Here is a 24,062-nt window from a genome sequence, read left to right on the forward strand (position 1 = left end):
GTTTTGATTCTCTTGTCCATAGATTTCTCCTCGTTCCTCGTCGAAATGACGTAAAAATTATATTTTTAAACAGCCTCTCAAGCGAGGGCTCAATCTTGTTAAAGAGAAAGAGGAGACAAATAAAAGGTTACAGCAACCCTCTCGCTTTTATCTCCAGGTATTTATTAATCGCGTTGATCGTTAGGTTTTCAGGAGCCGTAAAAATCGTCTGTATACCTTGGCGGTTCAGTTCCTGCACAATCAGTTGTTTTTCGTAGACAAATTTTTCAGCAATAATCTGGTTATAAGTATCCATAACTTTCTTGCCTTTATGTTTTGCCATATCGACGAGTTCGGTATTTTTGAAGACCACTACGACAACGATATGAGTTTTGGCCAACATACGGAGATAGGGCATTTGCCGGTTCAGGGCATCAATCGTTTCAAAATTGGTATAGACCATCAATAGCGAGCGCTTATTGATATGTTTATTACAAAAAGCATACAGATTACCAAATTCCGTTTCTTCAAATTGTGTAGTAATGCTATATAGCTTTTCCAAAATCAGTTGCATCTGATTGTTTCGTTTCTCGGCTGCAATATGATTCCCTACCTGCTTTGAAAAGGTCAGCATACCCGCTCTATCCTGTTTGAGGATAGCTGCATTGGCTAAAACCAAAGTTGCATTAATCGCATAATCCAACAATGTTAAGCCGTTGAAAGGCATACGCATCACACGCCCAGTATCGATAAGGGAATAGATAGGCTGTGATTTTTCCTCTTGATATTGATTGACCAGTAATTTCTTATGCTTGGCCGTAGCTTTCCAGTTGAGATGACGGTATTCATCACCTCTTACATACTCACGGATATGGTCAAATTCCAACGTTGCCCCCACTTTACGCACACGTTTTATCCCCAATTCGACCAAACGATCCGTAGTAGCTAACAGCTGGTATTTCCGCATCTGGATGAAAGAAGGATAGCACGAAATATCCATGGGTTCAGTCAAGGTAAACTTTCGCTCGAACAAGCCTAAATGTCGCACCAAAACATGACAGCGTTGGAATGTATAAACGCCACGGGAAGTCGGCCGAACACTGTATTGTAATGTTTTGACTTTTTTGGGCAACAACGGCGTCTCAAAATCCATATCCCGCAATTGCAACTGTACCGGAAATTCTTCGATAAGCCTTGCGCTCACCTTGACCGGGTAAAAGCTCGTCAAGCGAATTTCCATAAGGTTTTCGTCGCCATTCGATAACTTCTCCGGATAGTTTCGCACGATATCTATCCTTCCTTTTCCCAAATACAAAAACAGGAGATCCCATAGACATACACTTAGGTATACCCAAAATAGCACATATACCGGAGTAAAGAGTTGCTTCACAAAAAACGACAATAGAAATAGAGTCGCCATCAGCAACAAGCTGTTGAAGAAACGATTCGATAGGTATAGGCTTCGGATAAAACGCATTATCTTGGGATTTCGATACTATCTACAATTTGTTGGATAACGAAGTCGCTTGTAAAGCCCTCCATTTCTTTTTCTGGCGTAAGCAGTACACGGTGTCCAAGAATGCTTGGTGCAACATATTTCACATCATCTGGCGTGATAAAGTCACGGCCTTGTAAGGCTGCAGAAGCCTTGGCCGCTTCCAGAATAGCAATAGAAGCACGTGGTGAAGCCCCTAAAGTAAGGTTAGGGTGCTGCCGCGTGTGATACACCACCTGTGCAATATAATTAAACACATCCTCATGCACATAGACCTGCTTCACTAGATCCTGAAAAGCCACGATTTCTTTTACATCCACCACAGGTAGCACCAGATCCTCTTTGTTTTGTGCTTTCTGCAAATGGTGTTCCTTCAATATTTCCAACTCTTCTTGCAATGCCGGATAGTCTACGTTGATTTTGAACAAAAACCTGTCTAACTGCGCTTCAGGAAGACGATAAGTCCCTTCATGTTCAATCGGGTTTTGCGTCGCGAACACAACAAAAGGGCGTGGCATCGTATAGGTATCCCCATCAACGGTTACTTGCCTCTCCGACATACATTCAAAAAGTGAGGATTGTGTCTTTGCAGGGGCGCGGTTAATCTCATCAATCAAGATGATATTCCCAAAAATGGGGCCTTTCTTAAATTGAAACTCATTGGTTTTCAAATCAAGGATAGATGAACCCGTCACATCAGAAGGCATAAGGTCAGGCGTGAACTGTACCCTTTTAAATTCCCCTTGGATAGTCTTGGCCATCAATTTCGCAGTCAATGTTTTAGCGACACCGGGCATCCCCTCAATAAGCGAGTGCCCTGCAGCCAATATTGAAATCAACAACTTGTGGATAACATCATCCTGTCCTACGATGACCTTTTTAACCTCTGCTTTGACTGCGCTCATTTTTTCTTTCAGCACAGTCAAATCTATACGGTTCTCAAAACTCGGTTCATATTTGTTTTCTAATTCATTCATAGCATATTTGCTTTATTCTTAAATTCTTCAATCGTCTCGTTAAGGAGCAAAAGCTCGCTGTCCGTAAAGGTTTCGCGCCTACGATATGCTCGGATCAAACCAAGCAGTTGCTCGCAATCACTTACAGGCACACCTGAACGCATCGCTACCTGTTGTGCAAACTCCTCTTCCTCGATTTTTAATGTATCCAATTGATAATGGCTACGCAAATCATAGAGGAAATATTCTATTTTTTTATTCACCAGATTACCCGGACTCCCCGTCTCATAATACAGCGAAGCAATAGTCTTGGCAAATTCTTTGGAGAGATTTGGCTCCGGTTGTACGACTTCTACAGCCCTTGATTCACGTTTGCTGCGGAACAGCAAAAACAGGATCAAGGCGAACAGCAGAACATACCAAGCTTGACGCAAACCATCATTGGTCAATAAAACCCGTAGGGGTGTTCGGGCAAATGAATCAGAGGTGTAATAATCATCATACCAACGCACATCTTTGCCTTGCAGTAATTTCAAAGCACTCGCAGCATAATTGTAGTTATCCTCTTGCAGCATATAGAAATTCGTAAACATCAACGGTTCTAAATGCAAAAGAAAACGTCCTTTGTTTCGCTTTACTTCAATAAAATTGGGTAATTCCCGATTCTTTTCTACTTCATAAGACCCAATAATCCGTACTTCAGCAGAATCCAACCGATAAAAAAGCCCTGGATATTCCAAATCTTTATAATAAGCCGTGATCCCATTGTGGAGAAAGAACGGGCGGTCTTCAAAATCAAATATCGCCCCGAACTCCTTAGGATAATAATAGTCCATCCGTATACCAAGAGAGTCCAATAGCCCATTATAAAACTGATTGGCAGAGATAAATACCTCGCCCCCCTTATCTACAAAAGAAAGGAGCTCATCCACCACTTGAGGCGACTCATCAAAATAATCAACGACATACACCAAACTATTGTTCGGACGAGCCTTCAATGTATCACGGATATCTGGAAAAACCGTGCTTGTTAAATCTTTTACTTGGACACCCTCCCCAAGGATATTGGGCAACTCTTCATGGACCACATACAACCCATAAGGAATCTTGTCCCGTTGATTGAAGGAGCGCCTCCAATCAATAGGCTCCTGTCTGGTCACATCGATAACCGCGATAACCAACAGCGTAAGGCCAAACAAAAGCAATCCTATCTTACTTGAATTTCTCATTTCCACCGCGATTGAAATTGTAAGAAATAGGCTGCATACTCCTCATATTTTGTGCGGTCTATTGCCGCACTACCGAACCATACTCTATCGAAAATAGCCACATTTCGTTCAAAATCCCTACGCAGCTCTATATCCGATATTTCGCTCAATAGCTCCATATTCGTCTTGGTATGTTTCCACTTGACCACTTTTCTTTGTGCCAACAACTGGATATTCAACAGATTGAGATAGCGTATTGCCAACGCATAATTATTATCTTTTAGCGCTTGCTCGATATATTTGGAAATATCTACATCCAACAGATTCTTCTCTACAAAACGAATCTCCGAACTTTCCTCACCCTCTTTCTCCTCATGCGCAAAAAGACGGTTTCCAGAAAACAATACGCGATAAATAATCACAATGAACCCCACAATAGCGATAACCGCCAGAATCTTGTAAAACCAGTCTCCAAAGCGAAGAAAGCCCATATCTGGCAACAAATTATCAATCCATCGGGATATACGGTTCCACGCTCGCTCAAAGATATTGGTCTGGAAAACATCTTCATCATAGTTGAATTCCGGATTCTGATATCTTTCCGACATATCCGAAAAAGCAGCCGTGTCTATCAAAGGATACTCCTGAAACTTCGGCACTTTATCGTAATAGCCTTCCTCCATGTATTTCCCCTGCTCAATCTCCACACTATCCACTGCAAACACTTCCTCCTCCACAGGTGGAACAATCTTCACAGAATCCTGTGCAAAACCCGCCACACTTAGAAAAAGTGCAACAAAGAACAATCCTATTCTATTGCGCATCATTCCCCCTCCCCAAGCTATTGATTTTATCGTAAACGTCTTCCCCGTATTTCATTTCCTTCGCCGTTTCGTAGATAATGCCATATACCAGCACTGACAACAGGTAATACACCAGGTAGAGTACAATCAACACAGTTCCGCCCAGTGCCGTCAACATCCGACCAGCAAAGGTATCAAAAAAGGTATCCGTAAAGCCTAATGTATTATAAGCAATAATACCAACGATAACACTGGGAATAATAGTCAGCATCATCAACAGTATCTGGAAAACCATCCCCACCACATAAGAGGAAACGCCATAATCAATAAACTTCTTCTTCAACAATCCGAAGGTCTGTTGTATTGTATCCGTCAACCCATAATAGCCTTCCCTATAGAATAAAAACGAACATGCAAACCATGTCCCAACAAAAGCCATAAGGATTCCCGCAGCAAAGCTTCCTATAAACGGAATAAAGGACAATATACCCACACCCAGCAAAAGCGGAATAGACAATAAAAGTCCAGCAACAATAGATACTACCAAAAATTTGAGATATTTACCGATGTGTCCCCTAAACGATCGTACCACAGATTTCGCATCAAAATCGGTAGATTTCTTGTTTTTCAACAGGATGAAGTATTCCATACCCAATCCAAAGAACACTGTTGTAAATACCAATAAAGCGATAATCCCAATAAAAACAAGCAACAGCATTTCTGCCGATTCCGTAAAAAACAGGTTAGATTTCAGATTAATGCGTGTAGTACCATAATAAATCAGCACGAGCATAGCACATAAGGGCAATACCGCCAGCTTAAACATCGTCTGCGCAAAATGCCGGATAACAAGCCGAAGCAGATTAACAAAATCTTGTACAATTTCGCCCAATTTACGTTCCTTACCAAAGTCAAACTTTACTTCCATCCGTTGCGTTTTGCTAGTTGATAAGGCCGTAAAACATAAAAATACAAGATCGCGATAAAGGATAGTACTATAATCGCTAAGCACATCCATATAGAAAACTGATAGTGTCTGGTAACGAATCCTTCCAGAAAACCAGCGACAATGAAGAAAGGAACCGTACTCACCAACACTTTCGAAGCCGTTCGAATTCCTTGCTTAAACGATTCCAATCGCGTATACGATTTAGGAAACATAAAACTGTTGCCCACTGCCAAACCGCAACCACCAGCAATAACGATTACTGATAATTCAATGGCACCATGTATCCAGATTGCGGACATTGCCTCTTCCAATACACCATGCTGGTAAAACATATAGTGGAATGCGCCTACCATTACGCCATTACTGAACAGGATATAACCCGTACCAACACTGAAGATCAAGCCAAAGGCAAATGCAAGAAAAGCAACCCGCACGTTGTTAATCGTTATTGCTAAAGAAGAACCGACGGCACTTCCATCACCATACACTCCTGCGGGATTGCCTTGCTCAATATTACTGATGCTCATATCTACATACCGATCTCCCATAATAAACCGCACGAAATTCATGTCAAAATGCGAAGAAATCACACCAATCCCAATCGCCAGCAGAAAAATCGCCAGCGAATACAACAACGGCCTGCGAATAGCCCAGATCGCTTCCGGAATATCATACTGCACAAATCGTAAGAACTGATTCTCAGAAGATTTTTGGTCGCGGTAAAGCTGTTGATGAGCTAGAATAGAAAGACCATTTAGGTAGTCCTTGGTCTTGGAATCCGGGTAAAAAGTCTGGGCATAAGCCAGATCATTGGTCAACTCCATATAGTTAGAAGCCAATATATCAGGATCTATATTGATTTTATTTCTTAAATTGCTTTCAATTGAAATCCATTTTTCTTTATTTCGTTCAATAAAGGAAGCTTCTCTCATATATGAAGGGACTATAACTTGCACTAATATAGGAAATATCGGCTATTTCAAATATATATATGATGACAAAAGAATGCAAACATGCATACACTATTAATTAATACACCGCAAAATGTAAAGTTTGAATACAAACTGGCTTCTCTAGGATCCAGGATGATATCCTTTGGCATCGATTATTTCCTTATAATCTGTTACTCGCTATTCGTTTTTTACTTTCTTCGCTCTACAGGGCTTTTTAATATAAGTGATGACTGGTTGCTTATCGGGATTTATATGTTGCTTCTGCTCCCGGCATTTTTTTACACCTTCATTATGGAAACATTTTTCCACGGACAGACAGTGGGAAAAATCATCATGAAGATTAAAGTTGTGAAAATCGATGGAACACGAGCCACAGTTTACCAGTATTTTATCCGCTGGGTATGTACGATTGTAGATATTTTTCTGTCAGGGGGAGCTTTAGCCATCAGTAGCATCATTGTTTCCAAGAATGCGCAACGTATTGGGGACATCGCAGCAGAAACAGCGGTCATCAGCACCAAACAGGACATGGCTTTGCATCAGACCTTATTTGCTGAAATCACGAAAGAACATACCGTCACCTTCCCGCAAGTAATGAAACTCAGTGATAAGGATGCTAACCTGATAAAAGACATCTACAAAAAGGGGTACGAAAGAAAAGATTACAACCTTATTATCGCACTAAGCAACAAGCTTGTACAGCTGTTGGACGTAAAGCCGCAGATGCGCCCCGAAGAGTTTATTGATGTCGTGATTAAGGATTACTACCACACGTTTAGGGATAGATAGGTTATCTCTATGGTTATTGGATTTGTCAATGAAGAGAGGTGAAACAGATAAGCGCTCCTGAGCATTTACAATGAGTATAAATTTTACTCGCACTAACCTTCCTTAACTTCAAAATGTCGCCTTAAAAGTTTTGACCATGTAGAAAGTCTATTTTCGCACTCCCCTATGGTCAAAGCTTTTCAGCGACGAGTTTTGCCTACTTTTGCGGAAAAAGTAGGATGCTCGTCCGGCATAGAGGACAAAACAAAAAACGTCCGGTGTTCAAATAACACTTAACCAAACCTCCACTTCACGTAATTAATATTCTTATTGTCCGCTAAGTATTTGCGCTCGTAATACGTTTTGATGGCCAAAACCTCATCCACCAAGTTCGAGTGGTATAAATCGGTTGTCTCTTTCTCTTTTGGCAGATTTAAAAGAGCTATTTGCTCCAACGTATAGGCATAAAAGCCATCATTGTCCGTTTTCAAATGCATAACCCCATCGGCTTTCAAGATATATTTATAGCGTTCGAGAAATTTCGGATTTGTTAAACGCTTTTTCTCCCGACTTTCCTGTGGCTGAGGATCCGGAAAAGTAATCCAGACTTCGTCAATCTCATTCTCTGCAAAATATTCTAAAATTGTCTCAATCTGTATACGCAAAAAACCAACATTCTCAATCCCCTCTTCCAACGCCGTCTTGGCCCCTCGCCAAATACGATTACCCTTATAATCAACACCGATAAAGTTTTTGTCTGGAAAAAGCTTCGCTAAGTTCACTGTATACTCACCTTTGCCACAAGCCAACTCTAGGATAATCGGTTTATCATTCTTAAAGAATTCCTTCGCCCACTTTCCTTTGAAAGGCTTACCCTCATCCAATTGTACTACGTTCTTGAATGTTGCGACCTCGGCAAACTTTCTTAACTTATCCTTACCCATTTTAAACTGTTTTGTCCGCAAAAATAACCTTATCTTTGTATTATATCAATAATAAGACGTGGAAAAAGACGCTAAGATTTTTGTTGCAGGCTATCGCGGTATGGTAGGGTCAGCCATTGTGCGCACCTTGGAGGAACAAGGTTATAATCATATTATAAAACGCACTTCCGAGGATCTCGATCTACGCAATCAACAAGCCGTAACGGATTTTTTCGCTACGCAAAAACCTGATTATGTCTTTTTGGCAGCGGCTAAAGTTGGAGGAATCATCGCCAACAATACCTATAGGGCAGATTTTATTTATGAAAACTTAGCTATTCAGAATAACGTCATCCACCAGTCGTATGTCCATGGTGTAAAGAAACTGTTGTTCCTTGGCTCCAGCTGTATCTATCCGAAAATGGCTCCACAACCACTAAAGGAAGATTATCTTTTAACGGGCACTTTAGAACCAACCAATGAGCCATATGCGATTGCTAAAATTGCGGGTATAAAAATGTGCGAGGCTTACCGCGAACAATATGGCTGTAACTTTATTTCCGTGATGCCAACAAACTTATACGGCGTCAATGACAATTACCATCCAGAAAATTCCCATGTACTCCCTGCCTTAATACGCCGTTTTCACGAAGCCAAAATAAACGGAAGTGCCGAAGTGACGATTTGGGGAACAGGCACACCACTTAGGGAATTTATGTACGCCGATGATCTGGGAAATGCCTGCGTTTTCCTCATGGACAATTACAATGAAAAACAATTTATCAATATCGGTGTCGGGGAAGATTTGAGCATCAAGGAACTCGCTTTGCTCATTCAAGAAGTTGTAGCGTATAAAGGCCAAGTCCGTTTCGACACAACCAAACCTGACGGCACACCACGCAAACTAATGGATGTCTCGCGGTTACACCAATTGGGTTGGAAACATCGCGTAAATCTCCGCGAAGGCATCACACTTGCTTATCAGGATTTTCTGAACAGATATTAATTACACGTTATTATCGGGATGCTGCGTTTGTGCAATAATATCTGCATTCGGAGCTTCGTACGGCACTTCTACTGATTTTCCAATCGCCAGACTTCCTTTTTTGTCCTTCTTTTTCTTTTTAGGTTTTATAAAATTAGTCACTTTATTGATAAGCCCGCTTACTTTCCCTTGGTTCACCTGCCCTACAGCCGTTTCCGAAGCCAACAACACCAAGGCTTTTTTCAACCAACCTGCTTTTTTTAATATTGTGGAATTAAGGACAATGGGCGTACCTATCTGCAAGGCTTTCGTTAACCAGTCTGAATCTTTGCTTTGTGTAGCTTTGCGTACACCACTGAATAGACCCTTCACCATACCAACTCCTGGAACATGCGAGGTCACATTATTCAGAAAACGCACTGGCGCTTCTATTTTCTTTTTAAGCAAGTGATACTGATCAGACAGATAAACCTCTTGTTCTTTCTTGCGAAGCTGAACACGAGCAATTTCCGACCTTAGATCCTGTAAATTATTTATCTTAATTGAACTTTTCATTTTCATCTGTTTTGGTTTCCTCTTCCGCTGCCTCATCTTCTTCCTCATTCCACTTACTGGCTATCTTCCGGATAGTGATATCCATAAAAATTGTCTCCAATTTAGGCTCAAACAGACGAATCAGCAACAGGATAACAAAAAAGATGACACCTGTAAGTAGAAAACCTAAAGCATTGCTTCCCAATACTTCGCCCAAGTAGAAACCTAAAGCCAATGAGCAAAAGAATACAATAAATAAAGTAAGTACGACCCTGGTCAAATCCAAAACCAACGAACCAAAAATACGCGACCCCTTCGCCAAGGCCTTTAGCCTTAACAGAGCAATTTGCGTGTCAACATATTCCTTCGCTTTTTGAAAAGTTCCGGATAGCGAAAATTTTTCTTCTTCCATGTATTTACAGTTTATGGAGAGGGTATAGCCCTTCAGCTTCCCTCTCTACGCCAGACAAATATATCTATGCGTGTTCTTCAATCTCATCATCGATAGCCTGCTCTACTTCTTTTACTTTTGAAGTCAAACTAGCTACAATTCTATCTTTTAACTCGCTTAACTGATCCAACTGCTCCTCAGCGCGCTCTTTAATAGCATCTCCTAAATCAGCCAATGACTCATTGATTTTGTCTCTCGTTTCTGAGCCTTTATCAGGAGCAAATAATAATCCCAAGACAGCACCTGCTGCCAAACCCGCTAATAATGCGGTTACTACCTTTCCGTTATCGTTCATTTTCTCTTTCTTTTTAGTCTTTTCCATTTCTAATCAATCTAAGGTTGTTTACTTAGATAAACAATTATTTTAACGAATCGTTTTAAATTTACAAAAGTATTTTCAAAACCTCCTCGTCATATTGTCAAACAACAAAAATCTTTCCAATTAAATTTCATGTGCCAATACTTCCTGAATTTTGGAAACCTCCAAAGTATTACCTATTTTTAACCTAACCACTTATAATAAAACTTGATATGCTTACCAAAACATTCAGCAGTGCCGTTTATGGCATCAAGGCTACTACAATCGGTGTGGAGGTCAATATCTCTTCTGGCACAAAGTATTACATTGTCGGACTTCCGGACAATGCTGTAAAGGAAAGCCTGCAGCGTATCGAAAGTGCCATTTTGACGGTAGGATACCGTATGCCTCGACAAAAAATCGTCGTTAATCTAGCTCCTGCAGATCTTCGAAAAGAAGGTTCTGCTTACGACCTGTCCATTGCCATCGGAATATTAGCCGCTTCGGGACAACTTGATACCGATCGGCTAAAAGACTACCTTATCTTAGGCGAATTATCATTGGATGGCAGTATACAACCAATTAAAGGCGGGCTTCCTATTGCTATTCAAGCGCAACAGGATGGATTCAAGGGGATCATCTTACCACAGCAAAATGCCCGAGAAGCGGCGGCAGTAAATCAGCTAGACACCTTACCGGTCAGCAACCTAAAAGAAGTGATTGATTTTTTCAATGGCGATCTGAATATCAACCCTACCCGTATTGACATAGAAAGCGAATTTCGGCAACAGGTCGACAACTATGATATTGATTTCTCAGATGTGAAAGGACAAGAGAATATCAAGCGTGCTCTGGAAATTGCCGCGGCAGGAGGACATAATGTTATTCTTATCGGCCCGCCAGGCTCAGGGAAAACCATGCTTGCCAAACGCCTCCCTACAATCCTCCCACCGCTTACACTTAACGAGTCATTAGAAACCACCAAGATACACTCCGTTTCGGGACAATTGAAAGCTTCATCTTCCTTAATGACCATACGACCGTTCCGCGCTCCGCATCACACCACTTCGGACGTGGCATTGGTTGGTGGTGGAAACAACCCACAACCTGGAGAAATATCTCTAGCTCACAATGGGGTGCTATTTTTAGATGAACTTCCCGAATTCAAACGCTCAGTTTTGGAGGTTATGCGCCAGCCTTTGGAAGCGCGCAACATTACCATATCAAGAGCCCGCTTTTCGGTCGACTATCCGGCAAGTTTTATGCTCATCGCCGCAATGAACCCCTGCCCTTGCGGTTACTACAACCACCCTGAGAAAGAATGTATCTGCGGCTCTGCTATGGTACAACGCTACTTAGGTAAGATTTCAGGACCATTATTAGATCGCATAGACCTACATGTGGAAGTTACACCTGTCGAGTTCAAAGAACTTTCCAACGCCAGAGTTTCGGAAAACAGTGCTGCTATCCGTAGCCGGGTTATTAGCGCAAGGAAGGTACAGGAACAGCGCTTCGCCGATCATGCAACAGTTCATAGCAATGCCCAGATGGGTAGCAAAATGCTAAGGGAAGTCTGCCGGATTGATGAAACAGGCAAGCAATTATTGAGCATGGCTATGGAAAAGTTAGGTCTATCCGCACGAGCATACGACCGTATCCTTAAAGTCGCCCGTACCATCGCTGATATGGAAAACGAGAAACACATTTTAAACCATCATCTAGCCGAAGCGATTCATTTTAGAAGCCTTGATCGAGAAAACTGGGCGGGGTAACAGTAATAGCAGTGTCTAAAAAGGGTCTGCAAAACGCGTCATTGCGAAGAGCGTAGCGAGGAAGCCTGCCTACCGCAGGCAGGCAATCTGCGTTTTTGACATCATTCCCGCCTCAGGCGGGACTTCGTTACCTCGCAATGACGATGATGTTTAGCTTTCTTAGGCACTCTCATCGTTTTTATTCTAAAAAAACTGCCCTATAAAATGGCGAAATGCCCAGGGATAAAGCAAAAGTGTAATGGCCAATCCAGCTAATGCCCCGAACAAGTGTGCATCATGGTTGATACCATCCTGCGCTTTTTTGGATGCCCAAATACAATAACCTAAAAACAGTAATGCAAATAGGTAAGCTGGCATAGGTATCACCATGAACAGCCCAAGGGTTGCCTTCGGTTGGAAAAGAATAAAACTAAACAGTATCGCGCATATAGCGCCTGATGCCCCTAAGCTATAATAACCCGGATTGTTCTTCTGCTGGAAAATTGTAGGAATATCACTCAACACTAGGCTAAGAATATACAGCAACGCAAACCAAAAATGCCCCATTGGCCCACTAAACTGCACAAACATGGTCTCAAGACTGAATCCAAAAAAATAGAAGGTCATCATATTAAAAATAAGATGCATCCAGTCCTTATGAATCAGACCGCTTGTAAAAACAGTATAGAGTTTGGATTTATCACGATGTATACCATAAGGATGCAGCATATACTTCCCGTAATACTGGGGATTAGAAAAGAGGTATAAGCTAAACCCAATGGTTAATGCAAAGATAATGGAGGCAACAGGTGTTGCGTATAAGTATTGTTGAATCATGAGCTATAGCGTAAATTAAAAACGGTCTTCTATCAGAAACACATAGAGTTCCTTTGGCCCATGTGCCCCCAAAACGAGCATTTTCTCAATATCAGCGGTTCGACTGGGACCTGTAATGGTGGTTAACATAGTCGGTAGGTTTTCACCATATCTTTCCTTTACCCGATTAAGTCCGTGTTTAATATCCATCACAAGCTGGGAGGCCTTGGCGATCACGATATGCACCGGAGGGTAGATACTCAAACGTCGACCAGCCTCGCTGCTATTCGATAGTAGAATACTTCCATTTCTTGCTATCAATGCTTCGCATGCTGTGATACTGGCATCCACTGCCTCAAAATTATAGGACGTTGTATAGACCGGAAAACCGTATTGATCTAACAGTTGCTGCACCCCCTTTTCCCAAGCGTGAATCTTTGTAATTTTAAGCTTTTCGGCTAAGAGTATTAAATTTTCGATAAGCGCAATCTCACCATCACAATAGATAAAATTGCCAGCAACCTGCGTAAATTCCCGAGCAAAGGTGACATCCAAAGGTTCCTCTTCGTCTTTATATAACGGAGAATCCTCAAAGTCTGCATGCGGATTATCACGCTTCTGCAACAATGCGTGACGAATCTTTTTCAGCATCTTTTCTTTGGCTGTCGTATTCCTTATATTCATGTAATCGTATATAATACACTTTAGCCTCGAGTTAATCCCGAGGCTAAAGGCATTTATTTAGTTTCTATATTTCCACCTTCGGATTCCACCTCGTTATTACTGCTTTCCGGAGGAAGGTTCAACGGCAAATCAGTTTGTGGGACACCTCCACCGTCTGCTCCACCATTTACAAACTCGTCATAAGTGGTACGATTACCAAACGGACGCTTACCCAAGATTTCTTCTAAATCACTTTGGAACAAAATTTCTTTTTCCAATAATTTCTCAGCAATTTTTATCAATCCATCTTGCTTTTCAAGAAGAAGTTCTTTGGTTCTATCATAAACCGCTGAAATCAATGTTCTAACTTCTTCATCAATTAGCTCTGCTGTCTGGTCAGAATATGGTTTTTGGAATTGTGACTCTCCTGAACTATCACGGAACGATACATTACCGACCCGGTTATTCATACCGTATACCGCAACCATAGCATAGGCTAGCTTGGTGATACGTTCCAAATCGTTTTGCGCACCGGTACTAATGCGTCCGAAAGTAATATCTTCTGCCACACGTCCGCCCATGGTCATACACATGCTGTCCATCAGCTGCTCCGTAGTGTACAGGAACTGCTCTTTCGGCAAATACTGCGCATAACCTAATGCTGCGACTCCTCTCGGAACAATGGAAACCTTTACCAATGGATCTGCATTTTCCAAGAACCAACCGGCAATAGCATGTCCTGCTTCGTGATATGCCACGATTTTTTTCTCTTCCGGAGATATAATCTTATTTTTCTTTTCCAGACCACCAATCACCCGGTCAATGGCATCCTGAAAATCCTGCATGCTGATAGACGGTTTGTTCTTACGCGCTGCAATCAAAGCCGCCTCGTTACAAACATTGGCAATTTCAGCTCCGGCAAAACCCGGTGTTTGGGCAGAAAGTTTTTTTGCATCTACTTCTTCCGCCAATTTCAATGGCTTCAAATGCACGTTAAAGATATGCTCACGACCGATTAAATCTGGTTTATCGATAGAAATCTGTCTATCAAAACGCCCTGGTCTCAACAAAGCTGAATCCAACACATCAAGACGGTTAGTCGCCGCCAAGATGATGACACCAACGTTTGTCCCAAAGCCATCCATCTCCACCAACAACTGGTTTAAGGTATTTTCACGCTCGTCGTTTCCACCCATAATGGAATTTTTCCCTCTGGCGCGGCCGATAGCATCAATCTCATCAATAAAGATGATACATGGCGCTTTTTCTTTGGCTTGTTTGAACAGGTCCCGTACACGTGAAGCACCGACACCGACAAACATTTCTACAAAGTCTGAACCTGACAAAGAGAAAAACGGCACCTGGGCTTCCCCAGCAACGGCTTTTGCCAACAAAGTCTTACCTGTACCTGGAGGGCCTACCAATAAGGCTCCTTTCGGAATCTTACCTCCCAAATCGGTATACTTTTTCGGGTTTTTCAAGAAATCTACGATTTCCATTACTTCTGTTTTCGCTTCTTCTAGACCCGCTACATCGTTGAACGTGATGTTAATCTGCGATTCTTTATCAAAAAGCTGTGCTTTAGATTTACCAATATTGAAGATGGCTCCACCACCTCCACCAGCACCTCCACCCATACGGCGCATCAACAAAATCCAAATTCCGACAATAATCAGCAATGGAAGCATGAACGAAATAAACCACCCCGCCCAAGGATTGGAACGGTTTTCATAGTGTGGTTCAATACGCACACGATCATCGGGTAAATTCTCTTGCGAAACCTTCAACTTTTCATTCAAGATAACATCTGAAGGCTCAGTAAATACATATTGTGGCCCTATAGCTGGAGAAAGCAGCAAAGAGTTAGCACTTGGTGCCACTTCCTTATACTTCTCATCATCTAACCGATCTTTTTTGATATATACTTCGACTTGTACCAAATCGTTGCTCTTCACCGCTACCAATTTCTCCACATCGCCCGGAAGCAACATCTCTTTCTCAAATTTGGAGTAGGTAATCTCCTTGGTTGAATCACTACTAAAAAAGTACTGTAGCCCAAAGAAACCAAGGATAATTAATATCCAAATCCACATCATATTGAACCGCGGCGGAACTGGGGTCACTTTCTTACTTGGGATTTTCTTCATTACAATTTATTATATCTTCTTACAATTATTTACAAAAATTAAGCACTTTGATAGGTTTGAACATCTGCATCTCCCCATAGCTCCTCTATGCCATAATGTCGCCTTGTCTCGGTTTTGAAGATATGCACAACCACATCTACAAAATCCAACAACACCCACTCTCCGTTTCCATGGCCTTCTTTTTGCCAAGGATCTTGCCCGAAAGCTTTATAGACTTCGTCTTCCACACTCTTTGCAATAGCATTGACCTGTACGTTGGATTCCGCATGACAGATGACAAAATAATCGGATAGAGTAGCATTAACATTCCGCATATCCAGCCTTACGATATCATTTCCTTTCTTTTCCTGCATCCCCAACACCACAATCTCCGCAAGCTTGGTAGACAATTCTGATTTTATATTTTTACTCATTAAAAAAACAGTAGTTTTGAACGTTATTTACTCTTTAAAACATTTTTCTTTTGCAAAATAACACATTTTCGGGACTTTACCTTAGACAAAATTTAATTGTTCTGGATGAAGTAACATCCACAAATGATTATTTAAAAAATCTATTGTCAAATATTAAGCCACTACCTGCCTTTACTGCCATTATGGCAAAACACCAAACACAAGGCAAAGGGCAACGCGGAAGCACATGGTTGGTTGAACCGCAACAGGCACTTACCTTTAGTCTGCTCCTATATCCCACCGACTTACAGATAAGCCAAGCATTCAACCTCAATATCATTGTGTGCCTCGCCATACAGCAATGGCTAAGCCAATATACGGACAACGTGCGCATCAAATGGCCAAACGACATCTACGTCAACGATCGGAAAATCTGTGGGGTGCTGATCGAAAACCAAATAGCCAACCTAAAAATCAAGTCATCCATCATTGGTATCGGCATCAACATCAACCAACGCCATTTTCCTGAAGACTTACATCAACGCGCAACATCCTTACTATTGGAAACACTCGACCAAACTCCTCAAGATATCGAGTCATGTTGTCTATCGTTATTGGAAACACTGGCATATACCTATCAGACTTACTCACTCTCAGACAGCAATACGCTCTTCCAACTATATAATAACCTGCTCTACCGAAGAGGAGTCTCTGCATCATTCTACATTCAAGGCAAAGAAGTCACAGGCATTATACAAAAAGTTAACCACGAAGGAAAATTGGTTGTAACTATAGATGGGGAGTTTAAGGATTTTGACCTGAAAGAGATCCGGCATCTTTAAGTGTGTAAAATGAAGGTTTGGTTTAAATTACTTGTTTCCTCCCTATGATCTTCCTAAATTTGCTTTCCGTGGCAGGAAGAGATTAAACCTTTCTCCCTTATTACAGTCATAATAACGAAAGAAACAAAACGAAAATGAAGAAATTTAGTTTATTGATTGCGGCTATACTCCTTACCATAAGCGGAGCAATGGCACAAATTTATAACCCTGTAAAATGGCAAGTCGCTTCTAAGAAATTGAACAACAACGAAGCAGTTGTGTATATAAAAGCGATAGTTGATAATGGATGGCATATCTACGGACTGAACGTACCAGATGGCGGGCCTATTTCAACTTCTTTTGATTTTACAGCTTCAAAGGATTATACGCTGAATGGTAAAGTAGCCGCTCCAGCACCTAAGTCAAAATTTGAGAAAGATTTCAACATGAACGTGCCTTATTACGACACGAAAGAGGTTGTTTTCCAACAAAAAATAAAACTGAACAAGGCACAAACCACCGTAAAAGGGGTGGTTACGTTCATGGCTTGTGATGCACAAAGATGTCTGCCACCAGACGAATATGCATTTAACGTCACAATTAAGTAGTATTTACGAATATAAGACATGAAAAAGGTAGTAGTTTACTGCCTTTTTTTTATTTTAGCGCCCTTACTAAATATGCTATGCGATTATTGTTAAAGTATTTTGTAGCTCTACAAATTTTATTGCTTCCATTATATCACTCGTCTTATGCACAGCAAGACAGTTTGATATCGTTTGACGATGTTGAATTTACAGATGGATCCGCAGGCTCGGAAAGTTCGGACACCTTGTTGGAAGTGCCGGACGATTTGGTCTTTAGCGATGGTTCTGAAGCTGAAGAAGCTTCGCAAGACAGTCTCTCTACGGACACATCAGGCAAAACCTTCGATGTGCAGGAGGAAAAACAGTCTCTTTGGGGTGTCTTCATCGCCGGACTGTTAGGTGGTTTCGCGGCCTTTATCATGCCTTGTATATTCCCTATGGTACCGTTGACAGTCAGCTTTTTCACTAAACGAGGTGGCTCTAGAGCCAAAGGAGTATCGCAGGCGCTACTTTACGGGTTATTTATCATTGTCATATATGTTGCATTAGGAATGCTCATCACGATTACCTTTGGGTCAGATGCTTTGAATGCCCTTTCCACAAATGGTATATTCAACTTTTTGTTCTTCTTGATATTGGTGGTTTTTGCGGCATCTTTCTTTGGTGCTTTTGAGCTGACTTTACCAAGCTCCTTTGTCAACAAAATCGATGCAAAATCTGATAAAGGAGGATTCGTTGGATTATTCTTTATGGCATTTAGCTTGGCTTTGGTTTCCTTCTCCTGTACAGGGCCTATCATTGGTACGTTATTGGTAGAAGCCGCATCCAGAGGAGAGCGTTTGGGTCCTGCTGTAGGGATGCTTGGATTTTCTATCGCGCTGGCTATTCCTTTTGTACTGTTTGCGTTCTTCCCTTCCATGTTGAAATCCCTTCCCCGTTCGGGCGGATGGCTTAACAGTGTAAAAGTTGTATTGGGATTCTTGGAGCTTGCTTTAGCTCTTAAATTTCTGTCCAATGTCGATTTGGCATACCACTGGAACTGGCTGGACAGGGAAGTGTTCCTGGCACTGTGGATAGTTATCTTTGGCATGATGGGGCTATACTTAATCGGTAAGATAAGCTTTGCACACGACAGTCCTCTGACACATCTATCGGTTCCGCGCACTATATTATCCATCATCGTATTTTCCTTCGTGATGTACATGATACCCGGAATGTGGGGAGCCCCTCTGAAAGCAATCTCTGCCTTCTTACCGCCTTCTGCTACGCAGGATTTTGACCTTTCAGTAGCAAACTTTGCCTCTACACCAGCGCAATCGGCAACAGGTAAGAAAAAGAAATACTATGAAATATTCCACGACCGTGGAACACCGAAGGGATTTGATCCTTACTATGATTATGAGGAAGGACTGGCTGCTGCCAAAGAACTGAACAAGCCTGTACTTGTTGATTTCACAGGCTGGAACTGTGTGAACTGTCGCAAGATGGAGGCAAATGTCTGGACTGACCCTAAGGTGGCAGCGCTTCTACGAGAAGAATTTGTTATGGTCGAACTGTTCGTAGACGATCGCACGGAACTTGCTGCTGAGGAGCAATATGTCTCCGAATATTCGGGCAAACGTATTCGCACTATTGGCAATAAAAACAGTGATTTTCAAGCATCAGCGTTCAATAGTAATTCACAGCCATTATACGTCATTGTAGATCCGGAAGGGAATGTATTGATACCGCCCACTGGAGCAGATTATAACGTAAATAGCTATGCCGCTTTCCTTCAAAGAGGAATCGAGGCATTCAAAAAATAACAGTATTGAATAGCTAACGTGTATTAACATTATGTAAAATATGTCCGCCAATTAGGCAGATGAACATCTTCTGCACGATTATTGCGTACATAGGCAAAATTGAATATAAAAATAGAAAGCTGTCTAAAAGGATTCTAAAAACGTAAAAATGCGTCATTGCGAGGAGTATAACGACGAAGCAATCTACATTTTTACCGTTACTCCCCGCCAGAACCGAGACACGGTCGCCTCTGGTGATGGAAGGATAACAAGTACAGATAGTTAATAAATTGTTTGTTTCGACAAGCTCAACAACCTGTCCCTACTTTGGCGGGATGACAATTTATTACGCTTTTTAGCAATTTCTAATAGATTAAAAAAAGAAAAATCAATCTAAAAAAATGAATACGATTAAAAACATTGCAGTTTTAACTTCTGGGGGAGACTCTCCGGGCATGAACGCGGGTATCCGTGCTGTCGTGCGTGCTGGTCTCTACCACAATTTAAATGTATTTGGTATACGTCATGGCTACGACGGTCTGGTTAATGGTACAATCATCCCTATGGATGCTAAGTCCGTTGCCAACATCATCCAACGTGGGGGAACCATACTCAAAACAGCAAGAAGCGAAGAATTCAGAACATACGAAGGTCGTAAAAAAGCCTACGACAACATAAAAAATTTAAACATCGATGCGTTGGTGGTTATCGGTGGGGATGGAACATTTACCGGCGCTTCTAAATTTATTGAGGAGTTCGATATTCCAATCATCGGGATGCCAGGAACTATTGACAATGACCTTGCGGGAACAGACTTCACCATTGGCTACGATACAGCGATCAATACTGTAGTGGATGCTGTGGATAAAATACGTGATACAGCAGAGTCCCACGACCGCGTTTTTGTCATCGAAGTTATGGGGCGCGACTCGGGGTTAATTGCTCTTCGTTCGGGTATTAGTACTGGAGCAGAGGCTGTATTGATTCCAGAGCTTGAGGTCAATTATGATGCGATTATGAAGCGCTTGGACAAAACCCGTAAAAATAAATCATCCCGTATTATCATTGTTGCTGAAGGCGATAAAGAAGGTGGTGAAGTGGTTGCTGAGAAGATCAAAGAAAGCTTCCCACATTATGATGTTCGTCTCTCCATACTAGGGCATATTCAACGTGGAGGTAGGCCATCTTGCATGGATCGTGTATTAGCGAGCCGATTGGGGGTTGCTGCTGTAGAAGGTTTGTTAGAAGGCCGAAAAGGAGAAATGGCAGGCTTAATTTGTGGGCAGGTACAGTTTACTCCGTTCAGCAAAGCCATCAAGCACATCAACAAGGCTGATGAAAACCTAACCCGAATAGTAGAGATATTGTCATTATAAAAAAATAAGGAGCTCGTTAAGAGCTCCTTATTTTTTATAATACTTCGGCCAACTTAGCCTCTAACGCTTCACCTCTCAGATTTGAAGCCACAATTTTACCTTCCGGATCGATCAGGTAATTTTGCGGAATACCACGGATAGCGTAAAGTTCTACTACGATAGAGTTCCAGAACTTCAAGTCAGATACATGTGGCCATTGTTCCAGTTTATCTGCCTCAATAGCTTTTAACCAATCGTCTTTCCTTCCCGGACGGTCCAGAGAAACACCCAATACGGTAAAGTTTTTGTCTTTAAACTTATTGTAAGCAGCAACTACAACCGGGTTTTCATGGCGACATGGCCCACACCAACTTGCCCAGAAGTCTACCAAGACATATTTTCCTCGCAACGAAGACAGAGATAGTTCATTACCTGCCGTATCAGGCAAAGTAAAATCTGGCGCTACAGCTCCCACCGCCAATTTCCCCATTTTGGTCATTTTATCTTCCAAACTTTTGCCCAATGTACTGTTTTTTAAATCTGTAGACAGCGATGCAAAGGCCGGTTTGACAAAATCAATAACATTCTCCGGCGAAATCAACTCATCCAATATCGTCAAGGAAACATAACTATCTTTGTTATTTTCAACATACGCTTTATTTATTTCGTTCTGTTTCTCATAAATCGCAGCAGCTCGCTCTTGCAGCCCACCGATAAATTCCTCACTTTTCTTTTGTTCTTCCGAGGCTGCCATGAATTCTTCATTCAGCGCTGCAAATCCTTCACGTACAAAACTGATTTCTTTCTGATATACCGCAAAATCATCATTGATACGGTTACCACTCACCGATGCAGATTCAAGGTTTTGTCCTTCTACTTTGATAACACCTTTAGACAGGTAAACCATATTTGTTTGTGGCATTGCTCCGCCTTGTTGTAATTCCTGCATGGATTTTCCTTCTTCAGAGAGCGCTAAGAAAGCCTTAACAGGAGCCGAAACTGACCCTTGATACTTGAACTCACCATTATTTACTTTTGCTGAATCCAGTATATTTTGCCCTTTGTCATTATATTGGATGAAAATCTTTGCCTCGGGTTGGGTTTGCCCAATCTTACCCTTTAAAGTAAAATCTTCCTGAGCAAACAGTAGTACGGGAAGTGCTCCCAATACCGTTACTATTCCTTTTTTCATATATTCTCTTGTTTCTATTATTCTTCTTTAAAAATCTCAATACGCAATACCCACAATACTCATACTACTTATCCCTGTTACCATCTTCCACTGGCACCGCCGCCACCGAAGCCGCCGCCGCCAAAACCTCCGAAACCGCCTCCAGAGCCACCACCAAATCCACCACCACCGAAGCCGCTACCTCCTCCACCAGAACCTCCTTTGCCCAAACTATTCAATAAAGTCCACCAAAAGATATCCGATGAGCCTTTGCCCGACATCACATTTCCACCACCGCCACCGCCATTTCGCGATATCAGCGAGATGATGACAAAGATGATTATAATGATAAAGATAATCGGAATGCCCCCTCCTTCACCTTCTTTTTTCGGATCTGCTTTATATTCACCTTTCGTATAGGCGATGATGGCATCTGTTGCCTTGTCCAGTCCGCGGTAATAGTTTTCTTGACGAAAGTAGGGCTTGATCTCATTTTGGATAATTCGATAAGCAATCACATCGGGCAGTGCACCTTCCATACCATAGCCGGTCTGAATTGTTACAGCCCTATCTTGAATAGCCGCCAGAAGTACTATCCCATTATTGTATTTCTTTCCCCCTACTCCCCATTTTTTTGCCAGTCGAACCGTATAATCTGCGACATCATAGCCATCAGTTGTGGGTACAAGCACCACGGCAATCTGTGTAGACGTAGAGTCTTCAAAATCCAACAATTTCCGTTCCAAAGCGTTGATTTCCGCTCGGCTCAATGTGCCCGTATAGTCGCTTACCAAATGGTTCGGAGCTTCTGGCAAGTTCTGTGCATAGACCAACGTGCTTGTCAGCATAACAAGCCCTATCGTCCATATATAGATGATTCTCCTCAGTAGATTATTCATATCCATTCACCTTCTCATTATCGGTTCCCGAAGTAGATATCGTTCGGAAGCTCATTGATGTCATCCACGCGACGCGGAAAGAATGCCTGTAGCTGTTCTCCTGCATGCGTTATCCCTGCAATCAATCCTTCTGTAAGTTCTCCTTTCACAAAAAAGGACACCATTTGCTCTTTTGTTGCTTCCCAAAAATTCTCGGCAACTTTTTCGTTGATTCCCTTATCCCCAATAATGGAAAAAGCATGGTCATCTACAGCCAGATAAATCAAAACACCATTTCTCAACGATGTACGATCCATTTCCAGTTTTTTGAAAAATTTGATGGCAGCATCCAATGCAGAAGGTTCTTTCAACGAACGCTCCACGACCAAACGTACCTCACCTGAGGTTTTACTCTCAGCAACACTGATTGCATTTACGACCCGCTCCTGATCTTCAACCGATAAAATATCCATCCGTTTACTATTGTATGTTTTCCATATAAAGACTTTTAGCCCAAGGGAAACCATGGGCTAAAAAACTAATCCTTGTTATCGCGTATTAAAACGATACAGTAGGTGCTTTATCTGCTCCTTCTGCAGCCTTAAACGTTCCCTTAGCCTTGAAACCAAAAATCCCTGCCATAATATTGTTCGGGAAGCTTCTTACTGTAGTGTTATAATCCTGCACAGCTTCATTATATGCTCTACGCTCGACAGAGATACGGTTTTCTGTACCTTCAAGTTGCGCTTGAAGCTCCTGAAAGTTGGAGTTTGCTTTCAAATCCGGATAAGCCTCTACACTCACCAACAAACGACCGATAGATTGCGAAAGCGCATCTTGTGTCTGCTGATAGTTGGCAATCGCTTCTTCCGACAGATTCGATGGATCCACTGTAACGGAGGTCGCTTTTGCACGTGCTTCTACGACAGCTGTCAATGTATTTTCCTCATGTTGAGCTGCACCTTTCACGGTATTCACTAAGTTCGGGATAAGATCCGCGCGACGTTGATAAGCATTTTCTACCTGTGCCCATTTCCCTTTGACATTTTCGTCTTTAGACACCATGGTATTGTATCCACACGAGCTGAAAGACAACGCGGTGAACAAACCAACAAAAGCAATCAATAATCTTTTCATGTATACTATTTTTAATCAATTTTTTATAAAAATACTAAATTGTTCTAAGATGACAAAGAAACCACATACAGTTATCTGATGGAAGAAATCCATATATCTCGCTCTCTGCCTTATCTTGAATGATAAGCTATCTTAAAAACGGAGATTTATTTTTTATACGAACCCATTTAAATATTATTCAAATCGGAAATTCAAACCTATAAGGTTTGTTGTTCTTAATTTGGCTTGTGCTGTTAAAAAACTTCTATCCCCTCTATA

25 protein-coding genes are annotated in these 24,062 nt (G+C 41.7%); 7 read left to right on the forward strand and 18 right to left on the reverse strand.

What is annotated here, in order from left to right:
- Window positions 1-127: 127 nt before the first annotated feature.
- Genes BM375_RS06085 through BM375_RS06110 form a run of 6 tightly spaced genes read right to left on the reverse strand, consistent with a single transcriptional unit; the run spans window position 128 to window position 6,322 of the window.
- Window positions 128-1,456, reverse strand: coding sequence for a DUF58 domain-containing protein (locus tag BM375_RS06085; protein ID WP_093364459.1), 1,329 nt, complete (start codon window positions 1,454-1,456; stop codon window positions 128-130).
- The gene (locus BM375_RS06090; RefSeq protein WP_093364461.1) at window positions 1,456-2,451 is read right to left on the reverse strand and encodes an AAA family ATPase; all 996 of its coding nucleotides are present in this window, start codon (window positions 2,449-2,451) and stop codon (window positions 1,456-1,458) included. Before BM375_RS06090 ends, BM375_RS06085 begins: the two co-directional genes overlap by 1 nt.
- On the reverse strand, window positions 2,448-3,659 hold the full coding sequence (locus BM375_RS06095; protein WP_093364462.1) for a DUF4350 domain-containing protein: 1,212 nt from the start codon (window positions 3,657-3,659) through the stop codon (window positions 2,448-2,450). The genes BM375_RS06090 and BM375_RS06095 overlap by 4 nt, the downstream gene beginning before the upstream one ends.
- Window positions 3,656-4,465: a hypothetical protein gene (locus BM375_RS06100; protein ID WP_139227512.1), complete on the reverse strand. Its 810-nt coding sequence runs from the start codon at window positions 4,463-4,465 to the stop codon at window positions 3,656-3,658. Before BM375_RS06100 ends, BM375_RS06095 begins: the two co-directional genes overlap by 4 nt.
- Window positions 4,452-5,369 carry an ABC transporter permease gene (locus BM375_RS06105; protein WP_093364465.1) on the reverse strand — a complete coding sequence of 306 codons (918 nt, stop codon included), beginning with the start codon at window positions 5,367-5,369 and terminating at the stop codon, window positions 4,452-4,454. Before BM375_RS06105 ends, BM375_RS06100 begins: the two co-directional genes overlap by 14 nt.
- Window positions 5,360-6,322 carry a stage II sporulation protein M gene (locus BM375_RS06110; RefSeq protein ID WP_093364467.1) on the reverse strand — a complete coding sequence of 321 codons (963 nt, stop codon included), beginning with the start codon at window positions 6,320-6,322 and terminating at the stop codon, window positions 5,360-5,362. The genes BM375_RS06105 and BM375_RS06110 overlap by 10 nt, the downstream gene beginning before the upstream one ends.
- An 81-nt stretch (window positions 6,323-6,403) precedes the next feature.
- On the opposite strand from BM375_RS06110, the gene BM375_RS06115 reads away from it, so the two are divergent.
- A complete protein-coding gene (locus BM375_RS06115) occupies window positions 6,404-7,132 on the forward strand; it encodes an RDD family protein (RefSeq protein ID WP_093364468.1) in 729 nt (242 codons plus the stop codon).
- Between the two features lie 272 nt (window positions 7,133-7,404).
- Here the strand turns inward: BM375_RS06115 and trmB are convergent, their stop codons facing one another.
- Complete coding sequence (trmB, locus tag BM375_RS06120; RefSeq protein WP_093364470.1) at window positions 7,405-8,055, reverse strand: tRNA (guanosine(46)-N7)-methyltransferase TrmB; 651 nt, start codon at window positions 8,053-8,055, stop codon at window positions 7,405-7,407.
- 58 nt (window positions 8,056-8,113) lie between these two features.
- Here trmB and fcl point away from each other — a divergent pair, with 58 nt between their 5' ends.
- A complete protein-coding gene (gene fcl / locus BM375_RS06125) occupies window positions 8,114-9,040 on the forward strand; it encodes a GDP-L-fucose synthase (RefSeq protein ID WP_093364471.1) in 927 nt (308 codons plus the stop codon).
- On the opposite strand, the gene BM375_RS06130 is transcribed toward fcl, so the two are convergent.
- The 3 genes from BM375_RS06130 to BM375_RS06140 form a co-directional block, all read right to left on the reverse strand.
- Window positions 9,041-9,574, reverse strand: coding sequence for a hypothetical protein (locus BM375_RS06130; protein WP_139227513.1), 534 nt, complete (start codon window positions 9,572-9,574; stop codon window positions 9,041-9,043).
- The gene (locus BM375_RS06135) at window positions 9,558-9,965 is read right to left on the reverse strand and encodes a hypothetical protein (RefSeq protein ID WP_093364474.1); all 408 of its coding nucleotides are present in this window, start codon (window positions 9,963-9,965) and stop codon (window positions 9,558-9,560) included. Before BM375_RS06135 ends, BM375_RS06130 begins: the two co-directional genes overlap by 17 nt.
- A 64-nt stretch (window positions 9,966-10,029) precedes the next feature.
- Window positions 10,030-10,299 carry a YtxH domain-containing protein gene (locus BM375_RS06140; RefSeq protein WP_093364609.1) on the reverse strand — a complete coding sequence of 90 codons (270 nt, stop codon included), beginning with the start codon at window positions 10,297-10,299 and terminating at the stop codon, window positions 10,030-10,032.
- 236 nt (window positions 10,300-10,535) lie between these two features.
- On the opposite strand from BM375_RS06140, the gene BM375_RS06145 reads away from it, so the two are divergent.
- Complete coding sequence (locus BM375_RS06145) at window positions 10,536-12,074, forward strand: YifB family Mg chelatase-like AAA ATPase (protein ID WP_093364476.1); 1,539 nt, start codon at window positions 10,536-10,538, stop codon at window positions 12,072-12,074.
- 183 nt (window positions 12,075-12,257) lie between these two features.
- On the opposite strand, the gene BM375_RS06150 is transcribed toward BM375_RS06145, so the two are convergent.
- Genes BM375_RS06150 through rsfS form a run of 4 tightly spaced genes read right to left on the reverse strand, consistent with a single transcriptional unit; the run spans window position 12,258 to window position 16,092 of the window.
- Window positions 12,258-12,890 carry a rhomboid family intramembrane serine protease gene (locus BM375_RS06150; protein ID WP_093364477.1) on the reverse strand — a complete coding sequence of 211 codons (633 nt, stop codon included), beginning with the start codon at window positions 12,888-12,890 and terminating at the stop codon, window positions 12,258-12,260.
- 15 nt (window positions 12,891-12,905) lie between these two features.
- Window positions 12,906-13,553, reverse strand: a complete 648-nt coding sequence (locus tag BM375_RS06155) for a LutC/YkgG family protein (RefSeq protein ID WP_093364479.1) — start codon at window positions 13,551-13,553, stop codon at window positions 12,906-12,908.
- A 53-nt stretch (window positions 13,554-13,606) separates the two neighbouring features.
- A complete protein-coding gene (gene ftsH / locus BM375_RS06160) occupies window positions 13,607-15,679 on the reverse strand; it encodes an ATP-dependent zinc metalloprotease FtsH (protein ID WP_093364480.1) in 2,073 nt (690 codons plus the stop codon).
- Window positions 15,680-15,717: 38 nt separating this feature from the next.
- A complete protein-coding gene (gene rsfS / locus BM375_RS06165) occupies window positions 15,718-16,092 on the reverse strand; it encodes a ribosome silencing factor (protein ID WP_093364482.1) in 375 nt (124 codons plus the stop codon).
- Between the two features lie 50 nt (window positions 16,093-16,142).
- Between rsfS and BM375_RS06170 the strand changes: the two genes are divergently transcribed.
- The 4 genes from BM375_RS06170 (at window position 16,143) to pfkA (ending at window position 20,639) form a co-directional block, all read left to right on the forward strand.
- Window positions 16,143-16,913, forward strand: a complete 771-nt coding sequence (locus tag BM375_RS06170; protein ID WP_170852600.1) for a biotin--[acetyl-CoA-carboxylase] ligase — start codon at window positions 16,143-16,145, stop codon at window positions 16,911-16,913.
- A 134-nt stretch (window positions 16,914-17,047) separates the two neighbouring features.
- Window positions 17,048-17,500: a protein-disulfide reductase DsbD domain-containing protein gene (locus BM375_RS06175; RefSeq protein ID WP_093364485.1), complete on the forward strand. Its 453-nt coding sequence runs from the start codon at window positions 17,048-17,050 to the stop codon at window positions 17,498-17,500.
- Between the two features lie 77 nt (window positions 17,501-17,577).
- The gene (locus BM375_RS06180; protein ID WP_093364487.1) at window positions 17,578-19,284 is read left to right on the forward strand and encodes a protein-disulfide reductase DsbD family protein; all 1,707 of its coding nucleotides are present in this window, start codon (window positions 17,578-17,580) and stop codon (window positions 19,282-19,284) included.
- A gap of 380 nt (window positions 19,285-19,664) precedes the next feature.
- Window positions 19,665-20,639: a 6-phosphofructokinase gene (gene pfkA, locus BM375_RS06185; RefSeq protein WP_093364488.1), complete on the forward strand. Its 975-nt coding sequence runs from the start codon at window positions 19,665-19,667 to the stop codon at window positions 20,637-20,639.
- Window positions 20,640-20,673: 34 nt separating this feature from the next.
- Here the strand turns inward: pfkA and BM375_RS06190 are convergent, their stop codons facing one another.
- From BM375_RS06190 to BM375_RS06205, 4 genes are all read right to left on the reverse strand, one after another.
- Complete coding sequence (locus BM375_RS06190; protein WP_093364490.1) at window positions 20,674-21,810, reverse strand: TlpA disulfide reductase family protein; 1,137 nt, start codon at window positions 21,808-21,810, stop codon at window positions 20,674-20,676.
- A gap of 77 nt (window positions 21,811-21,887) precedes the next feature.
- The gene (locus tag BM375_RS06195) at window positions 21,888-22,688 is read right to left on the reverse strand and encodes a TPM domain-containing protein (protein ID WP_170852601.1); all 801 of its coding nucleotides are present in this window, start codon (window positions 22,686-22,688) and stop codon (window positions 21,888-21,890) included.
- A gap of 17 nt (window positions 22,689-22,705) precedes the next feature.
- Window positions 22,706-23,140 (reverse strand): TPM domain-containing protein, encoded by a 435-nt coding sequence (locus BM375_RS06200; protein ID WP_093364493.1) that lies wholly within the window; start codon window positions 23,138-23,140, stop codon window positions 22,706-22,708.
- Between the two features lie 85 nt (window positions 23,141-23,225).
- Window positions 23,226-23,804, reverse strand: coding sequence for a LemA family protein (locus BM375_RS06205; RefSeq protein WP_093364494.1), 579 nt, complete (start codon window positions 23,802-23,804; stop codon window positions 23,226-23,228).
- Between the last annotated feature and the right edge of the window lie 258 nt (window positions 23,805-24,062).

The sequence above is a fragment of the Sphingobacterium wenxiniae genome (genome assembly GCF_900116225.1).
In the GTDB taxonomy this organism is placed as follows: Bacteria; Bacteroidota; Bacteroidia; order Sphingobacteriales; family Sphingobacteriaceae; genus Sphingobacterium; species Sphingobacterium wenxiniae.

Bases quoted from the DNA above. Each gene is read 5' to 3' on its own strand.
- BM375_RS06085 (WP_093364459.1), bottom strand. From the start codon at position 1,456: ATGCGTTTTATCCGAAGCCTATACCTATCGAATCGTTTCTTCAACAGC.
- BM375_RS06090 (WP_093364461.1), bottom strand. From the start codon at position 2,451: ATGAATGAATTAGAAAACAAATATGAACCGAGTTTTGAGAACCGTATA.
- BM375_RS06095 (WP_093364462.1), bottom strand. From the start codon at position 3,659: ATGAGAAATTCAAGTAAGATAGGATTGCTTTTGTTTGGCCTTACGCTG.
- BM375_RS06100 (WP_139227512.1), bottom strand. From the start codon at position 4,465: ATGATGCGCAATAGAATAGGATTGTTCTTTGTTGCACTTTTTCTAAGT.
- BM375_RS06105 (WP_093364465.1), bottom strand. From the start codon at position 5,369: ATGGAAGTAAAGTTTGACTTTGGTAAGGAACGTAAATTGGGCGAAATT.
- BM375_RS06110 (WP_093364467.1), bottom strand. From the start codon at position 6,322: ATGAGAGAAGCTTCCTTTATTGAACGAAATAAAGAAAAATGGATTTCA.
- BM375_RS06115 (WP_093364468.1), top strand. From the start codon at position 6,404: ATGCATACACTATTAATTAATACACCGCAAAATGTAAAGTTTGAATAC.
- trmB (WP_093364470.1), bottom strand. From the start codon at position 8,055: ATGGGTAAGGATAAGTTAAGAAAGTTTGCCGAGGTCGCAACATTCAAG.
- BM375_RS06130 (WP_139227513.1), bottom strand. From the start codon at position 9,574: ATGAAAAGTTCAATTAAGATAAATAATTTACAGGATCTAAGGTCGGAA.
- BM375_RS06135 (WP_093364474.1), bottom strand. From the start codon at position 9,965: ATGGAAGAAGAAAAATTTTCGCTATCCGGAACTTTTCAAAAAGCGAAG.
- BM375_RS06140 (WP_093364609.1), bottom strand. From the start codon at position 10,299: ATGAACGATAACGGAAAGGTAGTAACCGCATTATTAGCGGGTTTGGCA.
- BM375_RS06145 (WP_093364476.1), top strand. From the start codon at position 10,536: ATGCTTACCAAAACATTCAGCAGTGCCGTTTATGGCATCAAGGCTACT.
- BM375_RS06150 (WP_093364477.1), bottom strand. From the start codon at position 12,890: ATGATTCAACAATACTTATACGCAACACCTGTTGCCTCCATTATCTTT.
- BM375_RS06155 (WP_093364479.1), bottom strand. From the start codon at position 13,553: ATGAATATAAGGAATACGACAGCCAAAGAAAAGATGCTGAAAAAGATT.
- ftsH (WP_093364480.1), bottom strand. From the start codon at position 15,679: ATGAAGAAAATCCCAAGTAAGAAAGTGACCCCAGTTCCGCCGCGGTTC.
- rsfS (WP_093364482.1), bottom strand. From the start codon at position 16,092: ATGAGTAAAAATATAAAATCAGAATTGTCTACCAAGCTTGCGGAGATT.
- BM375_RS06175 (WP_093364485.1), top strand. From the start codon at position 17,048: ATGAAGAAATTTAGTTTATTGATTGCGGCTATACTCCTTACCATAAGC.
- BM375_RS06180 (WP_093364487.1), top strand. From the start codon at position 17,578: ATGCGATTATTGTTAAAGTATTTTGTAGCTCTACAAATTTTATTGCTT.
- pfkA (WP_093364488.1), top strand. From the start codon at position 19,665: ATGAATACGATTAAAAACATTGCAGTTTTAACTTCTGGGGGAGACTCT.
- BM375_RS06190 (WP_093364490.1), bottom strand. From the start codon at position 21,810: ATGAAAAAAGGAATAGTAACGGTATTGGGAGCACTTCCCGTACTACTG.
- BM375_RS06195 (WP_170852601.1), bottom strand. From the start codon at position 22,688: ATGAATAATCTACTGAGGAGAATCATCTATATATGGACGATAGGGCTT.
- BM375_RS06200 (WP_093364493.1), bottom strand. From the start codon at position 23,140: ATGGATATTTTATCGGTTGAAGATCAGGAGCGGGTCGTAAATGCAATC.
- BM375_RS06205 (WP_093364494.1), bottom strand. From the start codon at position 23,804: ATGAAAAGATTATTGATTGCTTTTGTTGGTTTGTTCACCGCGTTGTCT.